The following is a 21,595-nucleotide window of genomic DNA, read 5'->3' as shown; positions in this document are numbered from 1 at the left end:
GATATCAGGTGAAGGGGTAACCCCTTCTTCAATATAACGGAGAGTGATAATCGTAGAGGTTGAGCCTACCGGCTCATTTCTGAACTGGATCGGACGAAGTGTGGTGATCGAACCCAGGCGGTGATGATCAATGATCTCCATAACCTCAGCCTCCTCGATTCCTTCCGCTGCCTGTGCGAATTCGTTATGATCAACCAGGATAACGGTTTTATGAATCTCTTCAAGGAAGGTGTTCCGTGAGATCATTCCAAGCAAGTGATTCTCTTCATCAACCACACAGGCAGTCCGGTACGGTGAGTTAGTAACGACGCGTGTAGCTAGTGCAAGGGAGTCATCCATATGAACAACCTCCACGTCCCGGCCCATAATGGCAGTAGCCGGGTGAGAGAGATGAATCATTCTGCCAACGCTGAAGGCATCAAGATCAGTCTTGAGCAGGGTAACATTCCGTGATCTGGCAGCATCACGCAGACGTTCACCGATTGGGGCACCTTCTGCAATGATCATTGCACCAATTCCTGCCGATACCAGCGCAAGCTGGGCAGGTTCGTTGTCACCAACGATAGCGACATCTTCCGATCCAAGCCGTGATAATGAGACATGGAGGGCATCAATCACAATCGCAACCTGACCGTCCAGGCTGGCATGGGCACTATGTACAATCTCTGCCTGGAGAATACGTGACAGTGTTTCGGTACTTATGGGACCAACCCGAAGCGGTAAACTTGCATGTGGAGAGACATAGGCACGTGCGAGACCATGCTCGCTGACAAGACCGAGCAGACAGTTGTTCTCATCAACTATGGGAATATTTCTGACATCATGTTCATCCATCTGAGCTGCCACATCGATCGCTGCCATGTCATGAGGAGCCTGCTGTGGATAGAGGAATGGGATGTCCCGTACAACCGGTTCAACACTCTCGACTAATACGGGTGCAGTCAATCCGGCTTCATCCAGTACATACTGAGTTTCAGCGTTGATCTCTCCGCACCGGCCTGCAATATAGGATCCTTCTCTGACCATACCGAGCAGGTTCGCGTACGCGATTGCACTGGCAATACTGTCAGTATCAGGCTGCCGGTGGCCGATTACATAGATAGGCTGCATAACCTGATGCACAGGTTACGCTCAGGCAGGCATATAACATTGCTCAATTCCATGCAGATGGATATATACGTCACTCGCCTAACTCCACATAAGAGAAGAACATGGCGGATGATGTAAGTCTAGGGGATGCAGCATCCTCGGCACTACAGGTAGTGACCCAGCTCGCTGGATATGGGGGATCATTATGTCTTTTCATCGGAGGATTATCCACCTTTTTTTCGATTCCACTAATCGGGCAGATCACGTACCTGAACGGGCCTACCGGAAGTGGATTTCTCTATCTTCTGGTAGCAGGCCTCTCTGTATATATCACATACACCAGCCGTTTTTTCCTGCTCTACCTGAGCGGGGGCCTAGCCGCAGTAATGATGGGATTTGATATTCTGAACGGAACCAGGATCGGATATGTGATGCAGATGGCTCTCGGTGGCGGGCTTTCAGCGTCCATGGGAGGGGGATCAGGATCTCAGGACCCGATAGTTTCCGGAATGATGCAGAATGCGGGATTTACAATACCTACCGCATGGATGATACTGGCAGGGGGTATCTTTATTCTACTGATCACCCCAAGTCTTGCCCAGAAAAAACAGGATGAAAAACCAGGGAACCAGCCGGTAAAAACCACACGGGATCAGATCCTTGAAAACAGGATGAGAGAACTTGATAACCTGATCCTGATCTACGAACGGGGACATATCTCCAAGGAAGAATTTGACAATCTGAAAAAGGAGATTATGGCCAGGGAGCGGTTAAAATGACTATCAGGAAAAAGATCAGTTCATTACCGGATGTCAAACAGATTACAGGATGACTACATAATGAAGAAAAATACTCCAATAGATCTCAAATCTATCGCTCGCGATGTGATGGTAAAATACGGATTTTTACCAGAATTTTCACCATCAGTCATCAATGAAGTGAAGGGAATCGTCAACAAACCAATCGACTCTCACCCGAATGATATCCGTGATCTCCGAACCCTGCTCTGGTCATCAATCGATAATTATGACTCAATGGATCTCGATCAGATCGAGTATTGTGAACCGGGAAAAAACGATATCATTCATGTAAAGATAGCCATTGCTGATGTTGATTTTTTTGTAAACCGTGATTCACAGGCAGACCGGCATGCAGCACACAACGGAACCTCCGTGTATACCGGGATTGAAACCTTTCCCATGCTCCCAGACCCACTCTCCAAAGGGGTCTCATCCCTCCTTCCCGGTTCTGATCACCTGGCAATGGTGATCGAATATACGGTATTGCCGGATGGAAACTTCGAACCTGGAGATATCTACCGGGCACTTGTTACCAATAGGGCAAAACTCATCTACGAGGAGATTGGTGACTGGCTTGAAGGGAAGACGAATATTCCTGAATCTGTGCGAGCAGTGGCAGGACTCAAAGAACAGATCGAACTCCAGAACACCGCCGCTCTGCGGCTCAAACAACACCGACGGGAACAGGGTGCACTTGATCTCGGAACCCTTGAGGCAAATGCTATTATCAGCGAGGGAGTAGTCCTTGATCTGGTAGTCCAGGAACAGAACCTTGCCCGCTGCCTTATTGAAGAGTTCATGGTGGCAGCAAATGGAACTACGGTAGCATTCCTGAACAAAGCGGGGATGCCAATGGTCCAGAGGATCGTGAGGACACCCAAAAATTGGGAAGGAATAAGAATGACCGCAGCGCAGCTCAGGGAAAAACTTCCCCGGGCACCTGATACCCGTGCACTTGCTAAGTTCCTCATAAAACGCAGACAGGCTGATCCAGAACGTTTCCCGGATCTCTCGCTCACGATAGTAAAACTCATGGGACCGGGAGAATATGTTCCCCTCATTCCGGGAGAACCACCAGTCGGGCACTTTGCCCTGGCAGTAACCGATTATACCCATGGGACAGCACCAAACCGCAGGTATGTGGATCTCATTATTCAGCGGATCATCAAATCAGTACTTGACAACCGGAAAAATCCGTATACCAATACTGAATTACAGGAACTAACCACCTGGCTAACAGGACGGGAAAAAGGATCAAAAAAAGTTGAACGGTTCATGCAGAAAGCAGCAGCAGCGGTCCTGCTTCAGAACCGGATTGGACAATTATTTGAAGGGCTGGTAACCGGGGCTTCAGAAAAGGGAACCTATGTCAGGATCATAAGCCCGCCTGTTGAAGGAAGGGTTGTGCAGGGATGCAGAGGACTATATGTAGGTCAGAAAGTCAGGGTACGTCTCCTGCGCACTGATCCCTACCAGGGTTATATCGACTTTGACTGCACTGGAAAAGTTCAGGGTTGACCAGACAGTGGTTACCAAATAACGATAGAAACAGGTTTATGGAGCAGGAGAGGATTCCAACTCTTCTGAACCGGCATTCTGAAGATTTGTTTCGGCTCCTGCAGTTCCGGCCGGACAGATGATCTCAAACCTTGCTCCGGATCCCATTATTCCGGCCTCACGAATACTGATCCCGGTTATGGACAGGATTTCACGGGAGAGGAAAAGACCAAGGCCGGTATTTTTCCCGTACTGAAACGTAAAGATCTTCTCTTTCTCCTCGGCAGGTACTCCGACCCCGTCATCCTCGCAGATGATTAGGACACGATCCTCATGTTCCTCAATCCCGAATCTGATGTAGGTGTTTGAGATCCCATATTTTACTGAGTTTTCGATCAGATTCGAAAAGACTTTCTCGATGAGCGGGTCAGCAAATATTCTAAAACCGGGAGGAATGTCACACTCAAACCTGATCTTGTGCAGAGATGTATGACGTAACGAATGCTCAACCAACATCCTGATATCCTGCCATATCGGGGACTTGATCCCGATTCGTTGGTATTCATCGGTAAAACAAACCGTATCAATCGTCTGACTTACAATCATCCTGGCTTTCAGGATATACTCCCATGCCTGATCAGGGTTCTCGACACGATCTGAAAGACCAAGATCAAGATAACCCTGCAGTGAGTTCAACTGGTTGAGCATATCATGACGGGTGATACTTGCCATCAGCTGGAGTTTATTATTGGCATTTGCAAGTGCTGCTTCAACCCGCTTTCGTTCAGTATTTTCAGATATCAACTCAAGATTGGATGACTGCAGTTCCTGAACGGTATGCTGAAGTTCTTCATTCAGATAGTTCAGTTGATCGTGAGTTTCCTGCAGTTCAGAATAATTTTTTACTGCGATCTCATAGGTAGAAAGGAGAATATTGAGGATCTGTCGCCGGTTCGCAGAGATTTGATGAGTCCCTCCGGCAAACCAGACATCCTGAAGGAGTGATTGTTGAACAGAATCGGATTGCGTTCTCGTACGGTAGGTATCAAGAATCGTGTAATTAATTCGGGAAGGATCAAATGGCTTGATAATAAAATTATCTGCACCAGATTCAAGCCCTTTGATCACATCAACAGGATCATATAAATTGGTAACCAGGATGACCGGGACTGCGGAGAACTGTTCACTCTTTTTTATGGTATTGCAGAGGGTATAACCATCCATTTCCGGCATCAGGATGTCAGTAAGAACCAGATCAGGCAGATTACCAGTCATTACTTCAAGGGCATCCACTCCGTTAGATGCAAGAGTTATCTCATATCCCTCTTTCAACAGAATGTAACGGAGATACTCTGCCTGAGTCCTGTTATCCTCAACAATCAGGATCTTATTCAGCAGTGCAGCAGACCCGTCATCCATAAAGCTCCCAAACCAGCATTATCTCTCCACGTACCTGGGAATTATCGTTTTCCTGAAAGCAGATCACGAATGGTTTTCAGAAAAGAACACTTCTCAAAACTACTCTTCACCACATATGCATCTGCTCCTACTGCTTTTCCATGTTCCTGATCCTCCTGAGAATCAAGTGAAGTAACCAGAACCACAGCTAGATCTGTATAGTTGTCGTCGGCCCGGATCTTTTCAGTGAGCGTGAAACCACTCATCCTGGGCATGTCCACATCAGATACGACCATATCAAACTCATAGTCCTTAAGTTTTGCGAAAGCATCCATTCCGTCAGTAGCAGTCTGAACCAGGTATCCTTCCATCTCCAATGTCCGCTTCAACAGGGCACGGGATGTTACGGAGTCCTCAACTACCAGAATCCGTTTTTCATCATGAAAATTCTCAGTGATCTGCTGAGACGGACGACCAGTCGTAAATGCTTCCTGGATCAGTTCAAGTGGATCAAGGACCATGGCAACCCTTCCATCTCCCAGGATAACCGCTCCGGTGATACGTTTCACTCTTTTGAGCAGACTACCAAGAGGGCGGACAACAATCTCCTGTACACGGATTACTTCATCAACTACACAGGCAATCTGCCTCCCTCCATACTCGAGGGTAACGATCGGCACGGGATCAGGACCGCTGATAATCGGACCCGGACCCTGCATCCCAAGAGCATGAGTGAGCATTACTACTCTGACTGTCTCACCGTCTATCCGGGCGACGAGTCGTGATCCCTGGTACAAAAAAGAGTTTGATACGGCACGGATAACCTGCTTAACCTGTTGAAGCGGTAATACATAGGTCTGGCCTCCGGATCTAACCACCACACCCCTAAAAGTAGCAAGCCTGACCGGTAGCACAATAGTAATGGTGGTTCCCTTCAGCGGAAATGAAGAGATCATCACATCACCACCAAGTCGGCTTACTGTATCCTCGACGATGGCAAGTCCAAGTCCTCTACCGGAGAGTTCAGTAACTTCACGACAGGTTGACAACCCGGATCTGAAGATCAGCCACAGCGCCTCTTCATCGGTAAGATGCGGTTCCTGTCGAACGGTGATAACACCTCTCTCGACCGCAGCCTTACGAATTCCACTCAGATCAATACCGGCACCGTCGTCAATCACATCAATGCTGACCTTGCTCCCGGAGTGCGGAGTTATTCTTACATGAATAATACCTGATTCCGGTTTTCCCCGTTGAATTCTGACATCTGGAGTTGCAAATCCATGATCAATACAATTGTGGATCAGATGCATCAATACGGGTTTTAATGATTCAAGGATACGGCGATCCATCTCCAGATCTTCTCCCTCTATCCTGAGGTCCACAATCTTGCCTGTACTGCGTGAGTAATCACGGACAAATTTGTAAAAAGGTGAAAGAATAGTGGATATAGGAAGAAGAACGGCATCGTGAATCAGATCAGAGATCTCACTTGTACTTGCTTCCAGTGCTGAACGATCCATCTCAGTAGCATGAATGTGTCTGGAGAGATCATGCTGAAGACTGGAGACGAAGTCATGATCAAACTTCAGGAAATCAATAATTCGTTCGAGGGGAAGCAGAATATCAGGAGGGAGATTTGATTTCTGGATACCGTATGTAAACTCACGAATTTGATGCAAATCTCCTTCAATCTGTGAGTGATTCCATTTCCAGAGTGAGAATGCACTCATCATATCTTCAATTTCCCGAAGACGGTGAGCAATAAAGAGCCGCGTGGTAAGCAGATCGTCTGAACCTGATATTAACTGATCCAGTTTATGTGAGGAGATTCTTACCGTATCAATTCCCTGAACCGGGAGGGGGACCGCATATCTCCCGGCATGCTTTTGAGTATCCTGCTCTGAAGGGGATACCAATTCATCAGCCAGGAGCAGGTTGCTATTCTCAGGTACGGATTCAACCGGTAAATCCGTGCTGAAAACAGAGGGGATCTCCGGATCATCATCAGGAACAGGAGCATTCGGAATAGTATCAGGAATTAGAGGTCCTGACTGAGTGACTCCATTAACCGGACTATTTTTCCCGGAAAGTGCCGACCGGAGTGCATATACTATCTCAGTAGAGAGCAACTCAGAGGGAGGATCCGGTGAGAGAAGTGTATATATCGCTGATATTGATCGGTGCAAAAGATCAAATATCCCGGGATCAGGTTCAATCTCCTCCCGTTTCAGTGCAGAGAAGACGTTCTCAATGTTCTGGCATATCGACTCGATCTCCCTGAGATTTACCGCCCTGGCTGCACCTTTGAGACTATGCGTTTTTCTAAAGACCTGCTCGATCAGTTCTGCCTGATTCCCTGCTTTATCGTTCTCAAGGCTGATCAAACCCTTTGACATTTCAGTGAGAATCTCGTCAGCCTCTTCACGAAAGGTGCCAAGCAGCCACTCATGGAACTCTTCGTCAGAACTGATCATGGTTTCAGTTCAGACGTGGTACTGTTCAGTGATCTTCTTCAGCCGTACACCCAGTTCATGCAGATCTTCAGCGGTCTTTTCTGCTTTTCTGGTGGTCTCAAGATTTTTCTGGGCTGCTGCCCTGATCTTCTCGATGGCAAGAGAGATCTGATCCATTCCGGCCACCTGATCCTGAATAGAGGTCGCAATCTCGATAGCCTCCTGGGACGAATCAGCACTGGTCCGGGTCAGGACCTCGATTGCATCCCTGGCATTGCTGGTAAGCCGTACTGCATCAGCCACCGTTTTTGTTCCACGCTCTGTTGAAACTACAGTAGAAGTAACCCCACGCTGGATATCGGTAAGGATAGTCCTGATGTTGGCAGTCGCCTGCTTTGATTGTTGAGCCAGGTTATGAATCTCGTGCGCAACAACTGCAAATCCTTTTCCAAACTCTCCTGCCTTCGCTGCTTCGATAGAAGCATTCACCGCAAGGAAGTTGGACTGGTCTGAGATCTCGGTAACTGTTGCAATGATATCACCAATAGCCTGACTCTGTTCAGAGAGTTTGATGACATTGATCCCGATCATATCCATCTGCCGCTGAATATGAGTCATTCCATCTAATATCTCCTGCACCGAACGTTGTCCTTCACCTGATACCTGTATTGCACGAAGTGCTTTCTCGGACACAGCCTTGGTCTTCTGGTTCGCAAGATCAGTCTTCATCCTGACCGCTTCTACCGTATCAGAGGTCTCATTCACCGTTGCAGCAGTCTGATAACTCGCGGAGGAGAGTTGTGTGGTGACGGTCAGAATCTCACTTGATGCTGAGGAGAGGACTGATACACCCTCATACAACTCTTCAGTGATCAGTTTCATTAGTCGCGAGAGTTCGATACCTATCGTATTCAGAGCATCCCGATATGCAACAAACTCACCTGCAACCGGAATTTTTTCATCAAACCTGGCAGTAAAGTCCCCGGATGCATAAAACCGGGCGAGCCGCATCGCTTCATTCACCGGCTCGGTAATCGTCTCCAGGGTTTTATTAAACCCGGCAATGATCATCCGGTATCCACCTGAAAACGCATTCTCATCCCCACGGACCGAAAGATCACCCGCCCTTGCAATGTTGGTGAGTTTGATCGTCTCTTTATGCAGATGATCAAGTGACTCAACCATCATCCGCAGAGCAGGCCTGATCTCGTCCTGGTCATCCGCAGGTTCTGAGAATTCAAGAATATACTGACCGGTAGCAATTTTCTTGATCGTCTCAACGACATTGATCTGCAGATCATCTGCAAACTCATCCATCGTGGCGGCCATGATACCGATCTCATCCTGTCGCTGGATATTAAGCCTGGCTGAAACATGACCATTACGAAGTTCTTTGATCATCACCACCACCTGCTGCAGCGGTCCGGATATCGAACGCCCGAACAGGATTGCAATGATAGATCCAAACAGGATTGAAGCGATAACCAGCGCAAATATAGTATTGCGGAGAGTATCTATCGGACCTGAAAAGTCGGAAAGATCAGCACGTGAAACGATATACCAGTCAAGGGGTTCATAGTAGGTATACGCATCAAAGACCATGGTTCCATTGATAGTATGGGCTATTGATCCTTCCTTCTTGTCAAACATCTGCTTGACATAGCCCATTTCAGAAAGGTTCTGACCTGCAAGTGCCGGATGAATCAGAACGTTTCCGCCCCCATCAATCACATACATGTACCCATGTTTTCCAACTGTGGTCTCGTTGATGCTCTTCTTCACAATATCAAGAGTCTGTCCCTCTTCAGTTCCTGCAAAAAGAACTCCGATAATCTGCCCGTTCGGATCTTTGATCGGTTCATAGGCAGTCACATAATCCTTGCCAAAGAGGTCGCGTCTGCCATAATAGGTCTCTCCTTTCTTTACTGCAACATCGTAAACATTATCAGTAAGATGAGTCCCGACTGCCCGCTCTCCATCGGTTCCGATGACATTTGTTGAGATTCGAACTGCATATGAATTATTATAAACCTGAAAGACGGTTGCAGCCCCTCCGACAAGTTCCTGCACCTTATCTACCATCTCAAAATTATTATTTATGACATATCGGTTCCCTTTGTTATCAGTAAGGGTCATGGTACCATTGATAATTGAAGGGGTTCCTTTGGAGTAAAAATTCTGTTTCAGGACATTCAGGTCACTATTGACTTTTATTCGGGTCAGTTTATAGACATCATTGGTCCAACCCTTCATATCCTGAACCTGAGTCTCAAGCAGAGTCTCAATCTGTTCATTGATCACGCTGCTTGAACTAGAATATGCGACAGTCCCAAGCAATAAGGTTGGAATTATTGCAATAAAGAGGCATATTACCAGAATTTTCGTGCCGACTTTCAAGTTTGTGAAGAAATCAATCATTGCAGGACTCCCCCATCGGATTATTCAGTGTCACATCCAGACCTCTCTGCTCAGAAATACTCATGTGCTCTTCATCCTCTCAATTCTATCCCATATGCTGTATACACGCTAGATTCTCTGATTCTCCGGACTGGTCAACAACCATGGTCGGGTCAGCCATAATTGCAGCAGCGTTGATTACCATCCGCTCTTCGGTATCAACACCGAGGATAAAGTCTGGCTGACCGAGGGGGATCTGCGAATTTGAATGTGAGATCTCATCAACCGGAATGACCGTCATGCCGGTGATCTGATCTGCAAGAATTCCAAATGTTATTGCTCCATCAGTCAGCACAATAACCTGATTAAGGTCAGTCAGCCCTTTTTCAGGAATCGATAGGAGTACACGGAGATCAACCAGGGGAATTATCTCCCCCCGTACCGGACAGACACCGATGATGTGCAGAGGGGTTCCGGGAACCGGTGTGATCTCACGGGTGAGTACAACCTCACGAACAAACCGCATTTCTACTGCATAATCACGGTATACCAGTTTGAATGATAAAACCTCAAGAGATGTTGTTTCTGATGGCGTTCCTTCAGGTTTTGCAAGTTCTGCAGCCCGTTCAGATAGGACCCGCCTCGTTTTTTCTAAACTACAGATCTCATCCTGACTCTGAATATGATCCCGATGGTTCTCTTCCCGAAATGACAACTCTTTGAGCACCATTCCAATCTTTTGCTGATCATTCGTTTTCCATGCGTCCAGAAAGACAGGAAGATCATGAATAAACACAACCCCATCGGGCAGAATAGTCATTCCCGGGACTGCATCTTCTCCAGTAACGCCAGGATCAGTCACCATCATCTCATCCGTGAGCACATATGTCTGATCAACCCAGAGAGCTATCTTGTATGGACCTGTTTTCGCGATAATCAGGCTGTCTGTCAGTTGAGGGGAGCGATCAGGGAATCCAAAAAACTTGTGGAGTGAATAGACCGGAATCCTGAACCCATGAAGATTCAGTGTCCCTGCCACACCGGGTGTATCGACTGAAACCAAATCAAGTGCAGCCATCCTCACCAGGTACATACTGTCATCAAGCAGAAGAGCTCCCCGTATTTGATTGACAGAAAAATGAAGTACGTGAACCATAATTTCAGATGATTTCATCCCTCTTTGCCATTATGGGATATAAATACAGATGAATGGCGTCTGATCTATGCACTCCCATCAAATCTTTTGAATCAAAACAGATGTAAGTCGAGTTGAAAATCATTACTCACCAATGCATGGACCTAGGTATCAGGTATACCGGTATGCATTCGCCGGTATCAGAATTTCAAACCTTGCACCAGAACCCGCAGTTCCGTTCTCAGCGATGGACAGGCCGGTTATCGCAAGGATCTCCCGGGAGAGAAATAGCCCAAATCCGGTATTTTTTCCGTATCCGTGCTCGAATATCTTCTTCTTTTCATTTGCCTGAATCCCAATCCCGTTATCTTCATACACAAGAGAGAGAACACCATTCTGCTGGACCGTTGAAAAGGAGATCGAACTCACCCGGTCACCATGCATCAGTGAATTAGAGACCAGATTTGAGAAAACTTTTTCAAGCAGGGGATCTGCAAATATCTCTAGATTCTCAAGTCCGCTATCCCATCGGACGAAATCACATTTCCGAAGATCCTTTACTGCCTTGATCTTCCCAGCAACGTTCTGCCACTGAGGGGCCTTCACCCCAACATCCTGGTATTCTTTGGTGAAGACGATCTGACTTCTGATTGCCTGGGTGGCCTCTGTCTGTTTATCGATAAAGGGGATCAGATTCTGATCAGTATTCTTCTTTTTGAGCAGATCCAGATAGGCAAGCAGGATCGTGATCTGGTTCAGTACGTCATGCCTGGTGATACTGGAAAGGAGGTTGAGTTTCTTGTTACTCTGCACCAGTGCATCCTGTGCAATCTTCCGGTCAGTAACATCATTCCCCAGAAACAACAAAGCAGGACCCTCTTTCCAGGTGATGGCAACCAGCCCTATCTCAAGCCATCTGATCTCACCGGTGTTATCGTACATGCGGATTACATGCCCTGCATGAATTGCACCGCTTGATGCGGCCTCGCTGATCAAATTCTGAATTGTTCCTGTATCATCTGTATGGACCCAGGATATGAGATCATGGCCGGCCAGTTCATCACGGGGACGCTTAAGCAACGCTGACGCTTTCGGGTTAGAGAAGATAACCGTGCCACCACGAAGGACCAGAACACTTTCGTTCGCATTGTTTACCAAGAGCCGGTACTGTTCTTCACGCTCTTTTAGTGCTTCCTCAGCCTCTTTCCGCTGGGTTATATCACGGGCAATCGTCATCACCAGACTCTGGTCATGAATCTTGATCGGGTAGGTTACCACCTCTGCATAGACCGTAGTCCCATCCTTGCGATGAATTTTCATCTCTTCAGGCCCAGTTGCCTTTCCAAGAGCATTCCTGGCAAACAGAACTGCAGTCTTGGTGATATGCATCGATGCTATCAGCCCCATCGTGAAAATATTCCGACCATGCAGATCATCCTTGGTAAACCCGGTCAGTTCTGTCACAGCCCGGTTCGAATCAACAAATGTCCCTTTGATATCAGTAAGGAAATATGCTTCAGGTGCATGATCAAAAAGGATCTTGAGCCGTTCTTCGGAGTTATGAACCTCCTGCTCTGCAGCCTTGCGTTCACTGATGTCAGTAAGCACAACCGTAATAGCCCTGACTTCCCCGTCATCATCGTCCCGTACCGGACTGAATCGCCTGATGTAATCACGGCCCAGCCACTGGAGTTCATCCATGAACATCTTCTTGGTTGTTACAACACGCTTCACCGCGTCATCAAACCGTTTATCTTCTCCTGGAGGAAGCATTACCCGCATCCGTTGTTCGAGATATTTCTCAGCCAGGTCACCCAGTTTTTTCCGGTGATAGGTATTCATAAAAAGGTAACAGGACTCCAGATCTACCATGTAGATTGAATCACCGGTTGATTCTACCACACTCCGATAGTTCGCCTGTGTGAGTTGAAGGGCAGTCTGCGTAGAACGCTGCTGGGTTACATCACGAAAACTCCATACCCGTCCGATGATCGTGCCACCGATGCGCTGGGGAAGTGTCTGGCGCTCAAAGATGCGACCATCACGAAACTCAAGAACATCAAAGGCATCTTTGTCCTGATTATTCCGAATCCAGGTTACCCGCTCAATGAAGGCTGTCCTGTCCTCCAGTTGATCCTCCAGATAGGCAAGCAGTACCTCTTCATCCCGCTCTTCAATAACCGTCTCAGGGATATACCACATTTCAAGGAATTTCTGGTTATAATTGATGATCTTCCCGGCCCGATCCACCACAAAAATCCCATCTGAGGTAGACTCGAGGGTAGCAGCCATCAGGGATGCTCCGTGCGCAACCTCATCCTTGAGTCTGACCCGGTCAGTGACATCAGTTGATACGACGGTTACGGCGAGAATCTGGGTTGTAGACTGGTATTTTACCGGGATGAACTTCCGATAATAAAACCTTCCTTCCTTCTCATACTCCTCAAAGTAAAAGTCACTATGGGTAAGAACCTGACTCATCGAGTGGATAAATCGTTTATTTTCTTCCTCGGAGTGCAGATCCCTGTACAGCTTGGATTCATAATCTTCTCCAAAGATTCCAAGACGTTTCTGATGAGGGGTATTGATATACAGATACCGGTAGTGCCGGTCAATCATATAGATAGAATCTTCAGTTGCTTCAACGATAGTGTGAAAATTGGTATCTGCGTACTGATGGGCTTCCTCTGCCTGTTTGTACTTAACAATTTGTCTGATAAAGGTATTGAGTTGGACCTTTTCCAGTTCAGGATCGCCATTTTTCTGGAAGTAATAGTCGATACCGGCCTTAAGTGCCTCTTTTGCGATAGCAGGACCCTGTTCCCCGGTAAAAATGGTGATAGGACTGGATTGAATCTGTTTTTTCAACCGGTTAATAAAATCAATCCCATTTTGGGGGCCAAGATCAAAATCTGAAATAATTACATCGATGTGAGTCGTCTGTATTTTATTAATACTCTCTTTTATGTCAGTCACTGAGAGAACATCTACTTTAGCGCCATTTTCAGAGAATAATTGGATAATATTCTGAAATGGTTGTGGATCTCCAATAGTCAGGATCGACGTTACTGCCAATCTCTTTTCCTCCCTGGTGACTGCAGGCTTATCATATGGTATGCTTCAGGGTGGATAAAACCTATCTCACCCATACATTTTTGAAATATTATTAGTTTTCCAGCGCATTTCACAAGTCATGTGCATCCTGAAATGATTGCTTTCAGCATTGATTCGGTCCGTTTTTTATACAAACGGGCATTTGCAACAATTTGATCATAGGTAACCTCCTCCTGTGCTACACCGTTCGCATAATTGTCAATCGTGCAGATTGCAGCAAATGGAATATTGAGTTCCTTAGCAACACTTGCTTCTGATGCAACTGTCATACCGACAACATCAGCCACTTCAGCCATCCATCTGATCTCGGCAGCAGTTTCTATCCGTGGACCGTCGGTCTGGATATACGTCCCCCCAACCCGGGCTGCCGGAATCTTCTGTGCAAGAGTCTCCATCAGTTCCTTAGAAAATTCAGGACTGATGTGGCCAATAGAGTGGTTGAAAATGGTGGGAGATGCAGAGAGACTAACATAATCATCGGGGATTATCAGGCTTCCAGGAGAAAGATCCGGTTTAAGTGATCCGGTGGAACCAATCGAGATGATCCGATCGACACCTGATACCGAAAGAGCTGCCAGATGAGCGCGATACGCGATCCGGTGAGGAGCACGCTGGTTCTGATGCCTGAGGAGAAGCACGATGGCGGAACCCATGAGTAGTTCTGAAGAACCATACGGAGTATGGACTACTTTTTTCTGTAAATGACCAAATGTAAACTCAAGAAGAGATGTCCCTCCAATAATCCCCAGCATTATTTCCCTGCCATGCTCTGGTGAGCAATCAGAATAGTACTCATTGGTGCTCATCACTCATATCTCATCGGGAATTAATCCCCGGATTCAGGGATTCATAGTCTGAAAAAGAGAAATGGCAGAATATATATGCAACCTCATACAACCTAGTAAGGCGGGCCGGTAGATCAGTGGTAGATCGCTACCTTGGCATGGTAGAGGCCGCGGGTTCAATTCCCGCTCGGTCCATGCCTGCAACCTTTTTTGAAAACCAAAAAATTAAGGGGTTTTTGAATACGCTAAAGATCCCTCTTCATCTCCCTCACCAACATATGAAAATCCGGTTCTTTCCAAGACTTTTATCGAACCGGTAAGTTCAGGAAAGGTGCAGGCTTTAATGAACCCGACACGCAGATCATTTTCAGCCCATGAGATCATAATCTTCACCGCTTCTGTTGCATATCCCTGACACTGGAATTCATCAAGAACCGAATATCCAAGTTCTAGAATATTATCTTCTCCTCGCACAAACCCGCCACTGCCGACCAGAATCCGTTCATCAGGACTAGGACCAACCCGTATCCAGTACCAGGCATACAAGCGGATCCCACCGGATGCAGTAAGAAGAGCAATGAATTCACCCAGAGTTTCTCGGGTCACCAAAGCAGGGGGCCAGGATTCTGGGATGCGGGCATTCAGGTTTTTACCGAGCAGTTCATGCGAGGCCAGATCAGCGTTACAAAGTTCTACCGTTATTGGGACCAGTTCAAGACGCGTTGAGAACAAAATATCCATGAATATCAAAGTTGTTAAGGTATTCATCCACGATACAAAGCATCCGCTCACAAACACTGAACGCAGGCCCTGGAGCATAATACGAGAATCTGAAACTTCCAACTCACCATAAATTCAGTTCTGCATGAAAGAATGCTGTTGAATTAAAGGTCGCCATGGCATCACCAGAAGTACATAATCATACCAGAAGGATAAGGGCATCGATAACAGGGCAGGAGATTAGGATGAATTCACTTCTGCATAGGTACAGAGTTCATGGAGCACACAGTGACTACAATCAGGCTTTCTCGCCCGGCATATCTTTCTGCCATGAAGAATAAAGAGCCCGTTGATGTCTCCCCAGACTCCGGGAGGAAATATCCTGAGGAGATCCTGTTCAATATGATCGGGATCAGTATGACAGGAAAGTCCAAGTCGGGTTGAGACCCTCTTGACATGAGTATCCACGGCGATTCCTTCTGACCTGCCAAAAGCATGATGAATAACAATATTGGCTGTTTTTCGCCCGACACCAGGAATTGTCAGTAATTGTTCTATCCTATCAGGGACCTGCCCACCAAACGACTGTTCCAGAACCTTTGCAGCTGCGATAATATTTCGAGCCTTTGTCCGGAAAAAACCGGTTGCATGAATGATCTCCTCTACTTCCGCTGGTGATGCAACCGAGAGCGAGGCAGGATCATGATAGCGTGAGAAGAGGATCCTTGTTACCTGGTTTACACACCGATCCGTAGTCTGGGCTGAGAGAATTGTTGCGATAAGGATCTGGTAGGGCGTCTCAAAATGAAGAAATTCATCTCTTGACGATGCTAGATCATATTCGTCTGAAAGAATGTGATAGATAGTACAGGGAACTGAAGAATCCATAAAAACAGAAATGGGGTAACGCAGATTTGAACTGCGGTCAAAGCGTCCCAAACGCTCTAGGATGGACCAGGCTACCCTATTACCCCGTGCGCTACCAATGTTAGCACACAGCCCATTTAAGTATTTCGCTATGAGAGAGGAAGAGGACTCACTCCGGCCCTGCTTACCACCGTTCCATTGCATCTCCCGGTTTCCACGGCACCTAGAAGAGCTTGAGGATCCCTGCCATCAAGAACGATCAAGGGGATCCCGCACCGTTCAACCATCTTTACCGCGACCACATCCATCACCGTATTGATTCCTGCAGTTGCCTGCTGGTGGACTACGATCTCAAGCAGTTCTGTAGGAGTAAGCATTTCATACCTTCGTGCTGCAGGATCAGTTTTTGGATCTGCAGAGTAGATCCCATCTACTGAAGTCAGATTGAAAAAAACCGAGGCCCCGGATCGTTCTGCAAGCACAGCAGCCACTGCGTCAGTGGTCTGACCAGGAGTAACTCCACCCATAACCACAATCTTCCCAGATTCGGCCGCGATAAGTGCTTCAGTATGAGTCTCAACCACCTTCGGCCAGGCTGACTGCCTTAGTGCCTGAATCAGAAGAGTTGCATTCAGTCGGGTTACCAGGATCCCAAGTTCATCAGCAGATGCATCATCGACGCCAAGGGAACGTGCAACAGTGATATAGCGCCGTGCTTCACCTCCGCCGCCCACCACCACGAAAAGACGATGATTTGATGCAATTTTCTCAAGAACAGAGATATATGGTTTAATGTTGGGTGAGTCGAGTCCAGGCATCAGGATCGAACCACCCAGAGACAGAACAATGGTGGACATTCAACCCGATATATTTCATGAAAAGGGGGATATAGGTTGTCGTCAGACCAGATGTCAAATGAAAAAGAATGAGGGAAATACTATCAACTCTATCTTAACTATCCCGACGAACAGCAGAGAAACAACCACATAAAGAAGGGCATTGATGCAGAACAACAAAGATGCACAAGAGAAAGAAGCGCTGCAGTATACCACTGATATGAATGGATCGGTCAGATGCTCACTCTGTAATCACCGATGCCATATTCCGGACCAAAGATCAGGGAGATGCGGTGTTAGAAGAAATCATGCAGGGAGGCTGATTGCCGGGACCTATGCCAGGGTATCAGCAGAAGCAGTGGATCCCATCGAAAAAAAACCGCTTTACCATTTTCTTCCCGGGACCCGGTCATACTCACTAGGGAGCATCGGATGCAACTTCTCCTGTTCACACTGCCAGAACTGGCATATTTCACAGCCTGAACTGATGGACATCCCACTCCATAAGATCCTGCCGGAAGAAGGGGTCAGAAGAGCTCGATCACAGGGATGTAGTTCGGTTTCATGGACCTATAATGAGCCCACGATCTGGTATGAGTATACAAGAGACATGGGGGAATTTGCACATCGGGAAGGGCTAAAAACAGTATATGTAACCAACGGGTACATGACCGAAGATGCACTGAATAATCTCGCACCGTTCCTGGATGCCTGGCGGGTAGATCTCAAGGCTTTTTCTGATAGGTTCTACCGGAGTGTATGTAAGGCCCGTCTGCAGCCGGTTCTGGATACCACCATCAGAGCCAGAGAACTAGGCCTGCATATCGAAACGGTAACCCTGATTATTCCAGGTCTTAATGATGACCTGGAGGAGATCGGAGATTTGATAGACTGGGTTATCACCAATCTGGGATCTGATACCCCGATGCATTTTACCAGGTTTCATCCCGATTTCCACATGACTGACAGGCCGGCAACCCCGGTTCAGACACTCGAGAAGATCTACAAGCTGGCAAAGGAAAAAGGACTGAATTTTCCTTATCTTGGAAATGTAGGCGGGCATCCATACGAACATACTTATTGCCCGTCATGTGAGGAGATTGTCATCAGACGGGCAGGGTACTCGGTGGACACATCCCACTTACAGGGAATCAGATGTGATGGATGTGGGGCCTCACTACCATTTATCAGATAACTATGACCGGCATCACATTAGAGAATCAGTTCATCTGTGATCGAATGGCAGGATCACTTTGCCGGCATCTCCGCCTTTTGGGATGTAATACCAGGAATCTGATAATTACGATCCATACGATGATGCAGGTTTGTATGATCAGACCATGGGTTGAATTTATTCAGGGGAGAGCATTCAGATGACCAGTTTATTGTGGGGGGAAGGGACTGCAAGTGCATGTGGTTCTGAAGCCTCACTGCCTGTTGGCAATCCCATCATGGAGTCTATCTCTGTTGCAACCTTCTCCAGTTCATCAAAAATACGGTCCGCATCCTTACGCAGTTCCCGGACTGATTCGCGCATACTACGGCCACGTAGGTGAATCAGCCTCCGGTTCCGGTATATCACACCAGACCGGGAGAGATTCCGGATATGATGATTCACCCTGCCGGTGGTAATTCCCAGCAGGTCCGCAAGTTGTTCTGAAGCGATTCCTTCCCGCCGTGATGACTCCTCAAGGAGGCTGAGAACGATCCGGATTGAGAGATCTTCTAGATCCCTGCCCGATGAAAGCCCCAGAGTATCACAAAGCCAGTAGGCTTCCTCCTTCAGATCCCTACGGCTTGGCTTCGGAAGATATTGGAGCACTAAACGTTGATGCATACCGAAAATCTCTATTATCAAATATTAGATCGATATGATATCAAATTAATTGACTTCATATCCGAAGATTGAATAACACATATATAGATGCAATAATCAATATCTATATGCAGAATTCTTAAGAAGGAGATTTCTATGACAATCACACCAATCGGACCTCGGGTTTTAATCAAGCCCTATAAACAGGATGAGAAGACTAAGGGTGGCATCTACATCCCTGAATCTGCAAAAGAGAAGAAAAAGCAGGGCGATGTTGTCGCAGTTGGTACCTTCGAAGATGGAAAAGCTCTGCCCCTCAAAGCAGGAGATAAAGTTCTGTACGGCGGATACAGCCAGGAAGAAGTAGAACTTGACAAAGAAGATTACGTAATAGTCGAGTTCAAGAATATTGTAGCAAAATTTGACTGAGGAGAATAACTATGGCATCCAAACAGATTATGTTCAGCGAGAACGCCCGTCATGCACTGCTGGAGGGCGTTAACAAGGTCGCAAATACCGTTAAGATCACCCTTGGCCCAAAGGGACGAAATGTCGTACTGGATAAAGCGGTTGGGCCGGTCGTAACCAATGACGGAGTCACCATCGCTAAAGAGATCGAATTGAAAGACAAGTTCGAAAATATGGGCGCAAAGTTGATCAAGGAAGTCGCCTCTAAGACACAGGATACCACTGGAGACGGGACCACCACAGCAACCGTTCTTGCCCAGGCAATGGTCACCGAGGGGATAAAGAACATCACCGCCGGTGCAAACCCAATCGAGATCAAGAAGGGTATCGACCGTGCCGTTGAGACGATCGTTGCAGACCTCAAGAGCAAGACCATTGAGGTCAAAGACAAACAGACCATCAAGCGTATCGCTATTATCTCCGCAAACAACGACGAGGAGATCGGTAGCCTGATCTCTGACGCTATGGAGAAGGTCGGATACAACGGGGTCATCACTGTTGAGAACTCTAAGACTCTTGACACCAGCCTTGAGCATGTTGAAGGTATGCAGTTTGACCGTGGATATATATCCCCATACATGGTTACCGACCAGGAACGTCGTGTTGTGGAGTTTGACGAGCCTCTGATTCTGCTGACGGATAAGAAGATCAGCAGCGTTAAGGTGCTGGTGCCGGTTCTTGAAATGGTTGCATCCACCGGAAAACCACTGCTCATCATAGCTGATGACATTGATGGTGAAGCACAGACCGCACTGATCCTGAACATCATACGCGGAGCAATCAAGGTATGTGGAGTCAAGGCACCAGAGTTCGGAGATGTCAGGAAGGACATGCTCGAGGACCTTGCGATCCTTACCGGAGCAACCGTCATCTCTGAGACCCGCAACCTGAACCTTGAAGATGTTACGATGGACATGCTCGGACAGGCACGGGCAGTAAAAGTCGATCAGGACAAAACAACCGTTGTTGGTGGAAAGGGCAAGAAGAACGAGATCGAAGGCAGAAAGAACCTGATCGAGTCCCAGTTAAACGTTGCCGAGAAGAAGTACGACAAGACCACACTTCAGAACCGGCTTGCCAAGCTCGGTGGCGGTGTTGCGGTTATCAAGGCAGGAGCAGCAACCGAGACTGAAGTCAAAGAGAAGAAGATGCGTATCGATGACGCATTAAACGCAACCAAGGCAGCAGTTGAGGAAGGATACGTTGCCGGTGGCGGAGTTACCCTCTTCCGTACTGCAAAGTCACTTGACAAACTGAAGGTTGAAGACGAGCAGATGATCGGAGTAAATATTGTCAGACGCGCCCTTGAAGAGCCACTCCGTCAGATTGCCAGCAATGCAGGCCGCGAGGGTGCAGAGGTTGTCTCAACCATCCGATCCAACAAGAGCGAATCTTACGGGTACAACGCCAAAAAAGACACCTATGAAGATCTGCTCGAAGCAGGTGTACTTGATCCGACAAAAGTCGTCAGATCCGGTCTTCAGAATGCTGCCTCCATTGCCGGAATGCTCCTGACCACCGAAGCAGTAGTCGCAGAATTTGATGATGAGAAGGACAAGATGTCCAATGCAATCATCATCTAATCCTTTTTTAAAAAAGACGCCGATATATTAGGAAATTTTTCTTTTCTGTCGTTCCTTGTTGGTATTATGGTACATAACCAGGAAGACTAATGAGCAGCTGAAACAGAGCACCGCTCCTATGATGAGTTTCCAGCGGATATCAGGATCTGTTCCACTGTTGACCGCTGTTCCGATAAAAATCAGCCCAATTATCAGAGAGCCAGCGATCTCAGAGCCATATAGAAACCGTTCCCCGAGGGCTACCATTAATCTTCTCTTCTCCTGCTACTGCAAATACCTTTTCAATTTACCAGGACGGCCGGTAAACCGACACATTATTCATATAGATCCAATAAGCCGAAAATGGGGAGAGCACACGGGTATCTCCATGTGAACCACTGGCACCAGGTATTATTGCCGGATCATAGGATTGAATGCTATTATTATATTGAAGCAGAGAGGTCCAGTTCTGCGAGAGAGAGGCAAGAGCAGCCTTGGCATTGATAGGAGCCATATCCGGCTGGCCTACCAGATTCCAACCGCTACTCAGGGAGAGTTCTCTCGTCATGTTGCGATTTTCCAGAACCAGGGGAAGCGTCATAGAGCGATCAGAGTAGAGAAGAAATCCTTCAAGAGGAGTGAAGTTGGTCTGTTT

Annotated in this window: 19 protein-coding genes and 2 tRNA genes; 7 read left to right on the top strand and 14 right to left on the bottom strand. The window is 47.2% G+C overall.

Annotation, left to right across the window (positions count from 1 at the left end; translation table 11 throughout):
* Positions 1–1,110: putative manganese-dependent inorganic diphosphatase (locus tag LUQ50_RS14275; protein ID WP_300040798.1), on the bottom strand; the 1,110-nt coding region annotated here is incomplete at its 3' end.
* A gap of 101 nt (positions 1,111–1,211) precedes the next feature.
* On the opposite strand from LUQ50_RS14275, the gene LUQ50_RS14270 reads away from it, so the two are divergent.
* Both LUQ50_RS14270 and LUQ50_RS14265 read left to right on the top strand, forming a co-directional pair.
* Complete coding sequence (locus LUQ50_RS14270) at positions 1,212–1,868, top strand: hypothetical protein (RefSeq protein ID WP_300040797.1); 657 nt, start codon at positions 1,212–1,214, stop codon at positions 1,866–1,868.
* Between the two features lie 60 nt (positions 1,869–1,928).
* On the top strand, positions 1,929–3,407 hold the full coding sequence (locus tag LUQ50_RS14265) for an RNB domain-containing ribonuclease (protein WP_300040796.1): 1,479 nt from the start codon (positions 1,929–1,931) through the stop codon (positions 3,405–3,407).
* 36 nt (positions 3,408–3,443) lie between these two features.
* On the opposite strand, the gene LUQ50_RS14260 is transcribed toward LUQ50_RS14265, so the two are convergent.
* The 6 genes from LUQ50_RS14260 to LUQ50_RS14235 form a co-directional block, all read right to left on the bottom strand.
* Positions 3,444–4,805 (bottom strand): hybrid sensor histidine kinase/response regulator, encoded by a 1,362-nt coding sequence (locus LUQ50_RS14260; RefSeq protein ID WP_300040795.1) that lies wholly within the window; start codon positions 4,803–4,805, stop codon positions 3,444–3,446.
* A 41-nt stretch (positions 4,806–4,846) separates the two neighbouring features.
* A complete protein-coding gene (locus tag LUQ50_RS14255) occupies positions 4,847–7,261 on the bottom strand; it encodes a chemotaxis protein CheW (protein ID WP_300040794.1) in 2,415 nt (804 codons plus the stop codon).
* Positions 7,262–7,270: 9 nt separating this feature from the next.
* Positions 7,271–9,658: a methyl-accepting chemotaxis protein gene (locus tag LUQ50_RS14250; protein WP_300040793.1), complete on the bottom strand. Its 2,388-nt coding sequence runs from the start codon at positions 9,656–9,658 to the stop codon at positions 7,271–7,273.
* An 85-nt stretch (positions 9,659–9,743) separates the two neighbouring features.
* Entirely contained in the window at positions 9,744–10,793 is a 1,050-nt protein-coding gene (locus tag LUQ50_RS14245; protein WP_300040792.1) for a chemotaxis protein CheW, read from the bottom strand.
* A 150-nt stretch (positions 10,794–10,943) separates the two neighbouring features.
* Positions 10,944–13,847, bottom strand: a complete 2,904-nt coding sequence (locus tag LUQ50_RS14240) for a PAS domain S-box protein (RefSeq protein WP_300040791.1) — start codon at positions 13,845–13,847, stop codon at positions 10,944–10,946.
* Positions 13,848–13,963: 116 nt separating this feature from the next.
* Positions 13,964–14,692 carry an MTAP family purine nucleoside phosphorylase gene (locus LUQ50_RS14235; RefSeq protein ID WP_367279022.1) on the bottom strand — a complete coding sequence of 243 codons (729 nt, stop codon included), beginning with the start codon at positions 14,690–14,692 and terminating at the stop codon, positions 13,964–13,966.
* Between the two features lie 102 nt (positions 14,693–14,794).
* On the opposite strand from LUQ50_RS14235, the gene LUQ50_RS14230 reads away from it, so the two are divergent.
* Positions 14,795–14,866: transfer RNA gene (locus LUQ50_RS14230), tRNA-Ala, on the top strand.
* A gap of 30 nt (positions 14,867–14,896) precedes the next feature.
* On the opposite strand, the gene LUQ50_RS14225 is transcribed toward LUQ50_RS14230, so the two are convergent.
* The 4 genes from LUQ50_RS14225 to pyrH all read right to left on the bottom strand — a co-directional run bounded on the left by LUQ50_RS14225 (position 14,897) and on the right by pyrH (position 17,115).
* Positions 14,897–15,439 (bottom strand): GNAT family N-acetyltransferase, encoded by a 543-nt coding sequence (locus LUQ50_RS14225; protein ID WP_300040790.1) that lies wholly within the window; start codon positions 15,437–15,439, stop codon positions 14,897–14,899.
* Positions 15,440–15,631: 192 nt separating this feature from the next.
* The gene (gene nth, locus LUQ50_RS14220; RefSeq protein WP_300040789.1) at positions 15,632–16,279 is read right to left on the bottom strand and encodes an endonuclease III; all 648 of its coding nucleotides are present in this window, start codon (positions 16,277–16,279) and stop codon (positions 15,632–15,634) included.
* Between the two features lie 11 nt (positions 16,280–16,290).
* Positions 16,291–16,365, bottom strand: a tRNA-Pro gene (locus tag LUQ50_RS14215).
* A 42-nt stretch (positions 16,366–16,407) separates the two neighbouring features.
* Complete coding sequence (pyrH, locus tag LUQ50_RS14210; protein WP_300040788.1) at positions 16,408–17,115, bottom strand: UMP kinase; 708 nt, start codon at positions 17,113–17,115, stop codon at positions 16,408–16,410.
* Between the two features lie 145 nt (positions 17,116–17,260).
* Here pyrH and amrS point away from each other — a divergent pair, with 145 nt between their 5' ends.
* Complete coding sequence (gene amrS / locus LUQ50_RS14205; protein ID WP_300040787.1) at positions 17,261–18,289, top strand: AmmeMemoRadiSam system radical SAM enzyme; 1,029 nt, start codon at positions 17,261–17,263, stop codon at positions 18,287–18,289.
* A 2-nt stretch (positions 18,290–18,291) separates the two neighbouring features.
* Complete coding sequence (locus LUQ50_RS14200) at positions 18,292–18,471, top strand: hypothetical protein (protein WP_300040786.1); 180 nt, start codon at positions 18,292–18,294, stop codon at positions 18,469–18,471.
* On the opposite strand, the gene LUQ50_RS14195 is transcribed toward LUQ50_RS14200, so the two are convergent.
* Entirely contained in the window at positions 18,464–18,931 is a 468-nt protein-coding gene (locus tag LUQ50_RS14195; RefSeq protein ID WP_300040785.1) for a winged helix-turn-helix domain-containing protein, read from the bottom strand. The genes LUQ50_RS14200 and LUQ50_RS14195 overlap by 8 nt on opposite strands.
* A gap of 135 nt (positions 18,932–19,066) precedes the next feature.
* Between LUQ50_RS14195 and groES the strand changes: the two genes are divergently transcribed.
* Positions 19,067–19,339, top strand: a complete 273-nt coding sequence (gene groES / locus LUQ50_RS14190) for a co-chaperone GroES (protein WP_300040784.1) — start codon at positions 19,067–19,069, stop codon at positions 19,337–19,339.
* An 11-nt stretch (positions 19,340–19,350) separates the two neighbouring features.
* A complete protein-coding gene (gene groL / locus LUQ50_RS14185) occupies positions 19,351–20,961 on the top strand; it encodes a chaperonin GroEL (protein WP_300040783.1) in 1,611 nt (536 codons plus the stop codon).
* A gap of 27 nt (positions 20,962–20,988) precedes the next feature.
* Here the strand turns inward: groL and LUQ50_RS14180 are convergent, their stop codons facing one another.
* Both LUQ50_RS14180 and LUQ50_RS14175 read right to left on the bottom strand, forming a co-directional pair.
* Complete coding sequence (locus tag LUQ50_RS14180) at positions 20,989–21,207, bottom strand: hypothetical protein (protein ID WP_300040782.1); 219 nt, start codon at positions 21,205–21,207, stop codon at positions 20,989–20,991.
* Positions 21,208–21,247: 40 nt separating this feature from the next.
* Positions 21,248–21,595: hypothetical protein (locus tag LUQ50_RS14175; protein ID WP_300040781.1), on the bottom strand; the 348-nt coding region annotated here is incomplete at its 5' end.

It is taken from the genome of Methanospirillum sp. (assembly GCF_028679455.1).
In the GTDB taxonomy this organism is placed as follows: Archaea; Halobacteriota; Methanomicrobia; order Methanomicrobiales; family Methanospirillaceae; genus Methanospirillum.
Note: the sequence above shows the minus strand (reverse complement) of the source record. Positions and strands in the feature narration are given on the sequence as shown.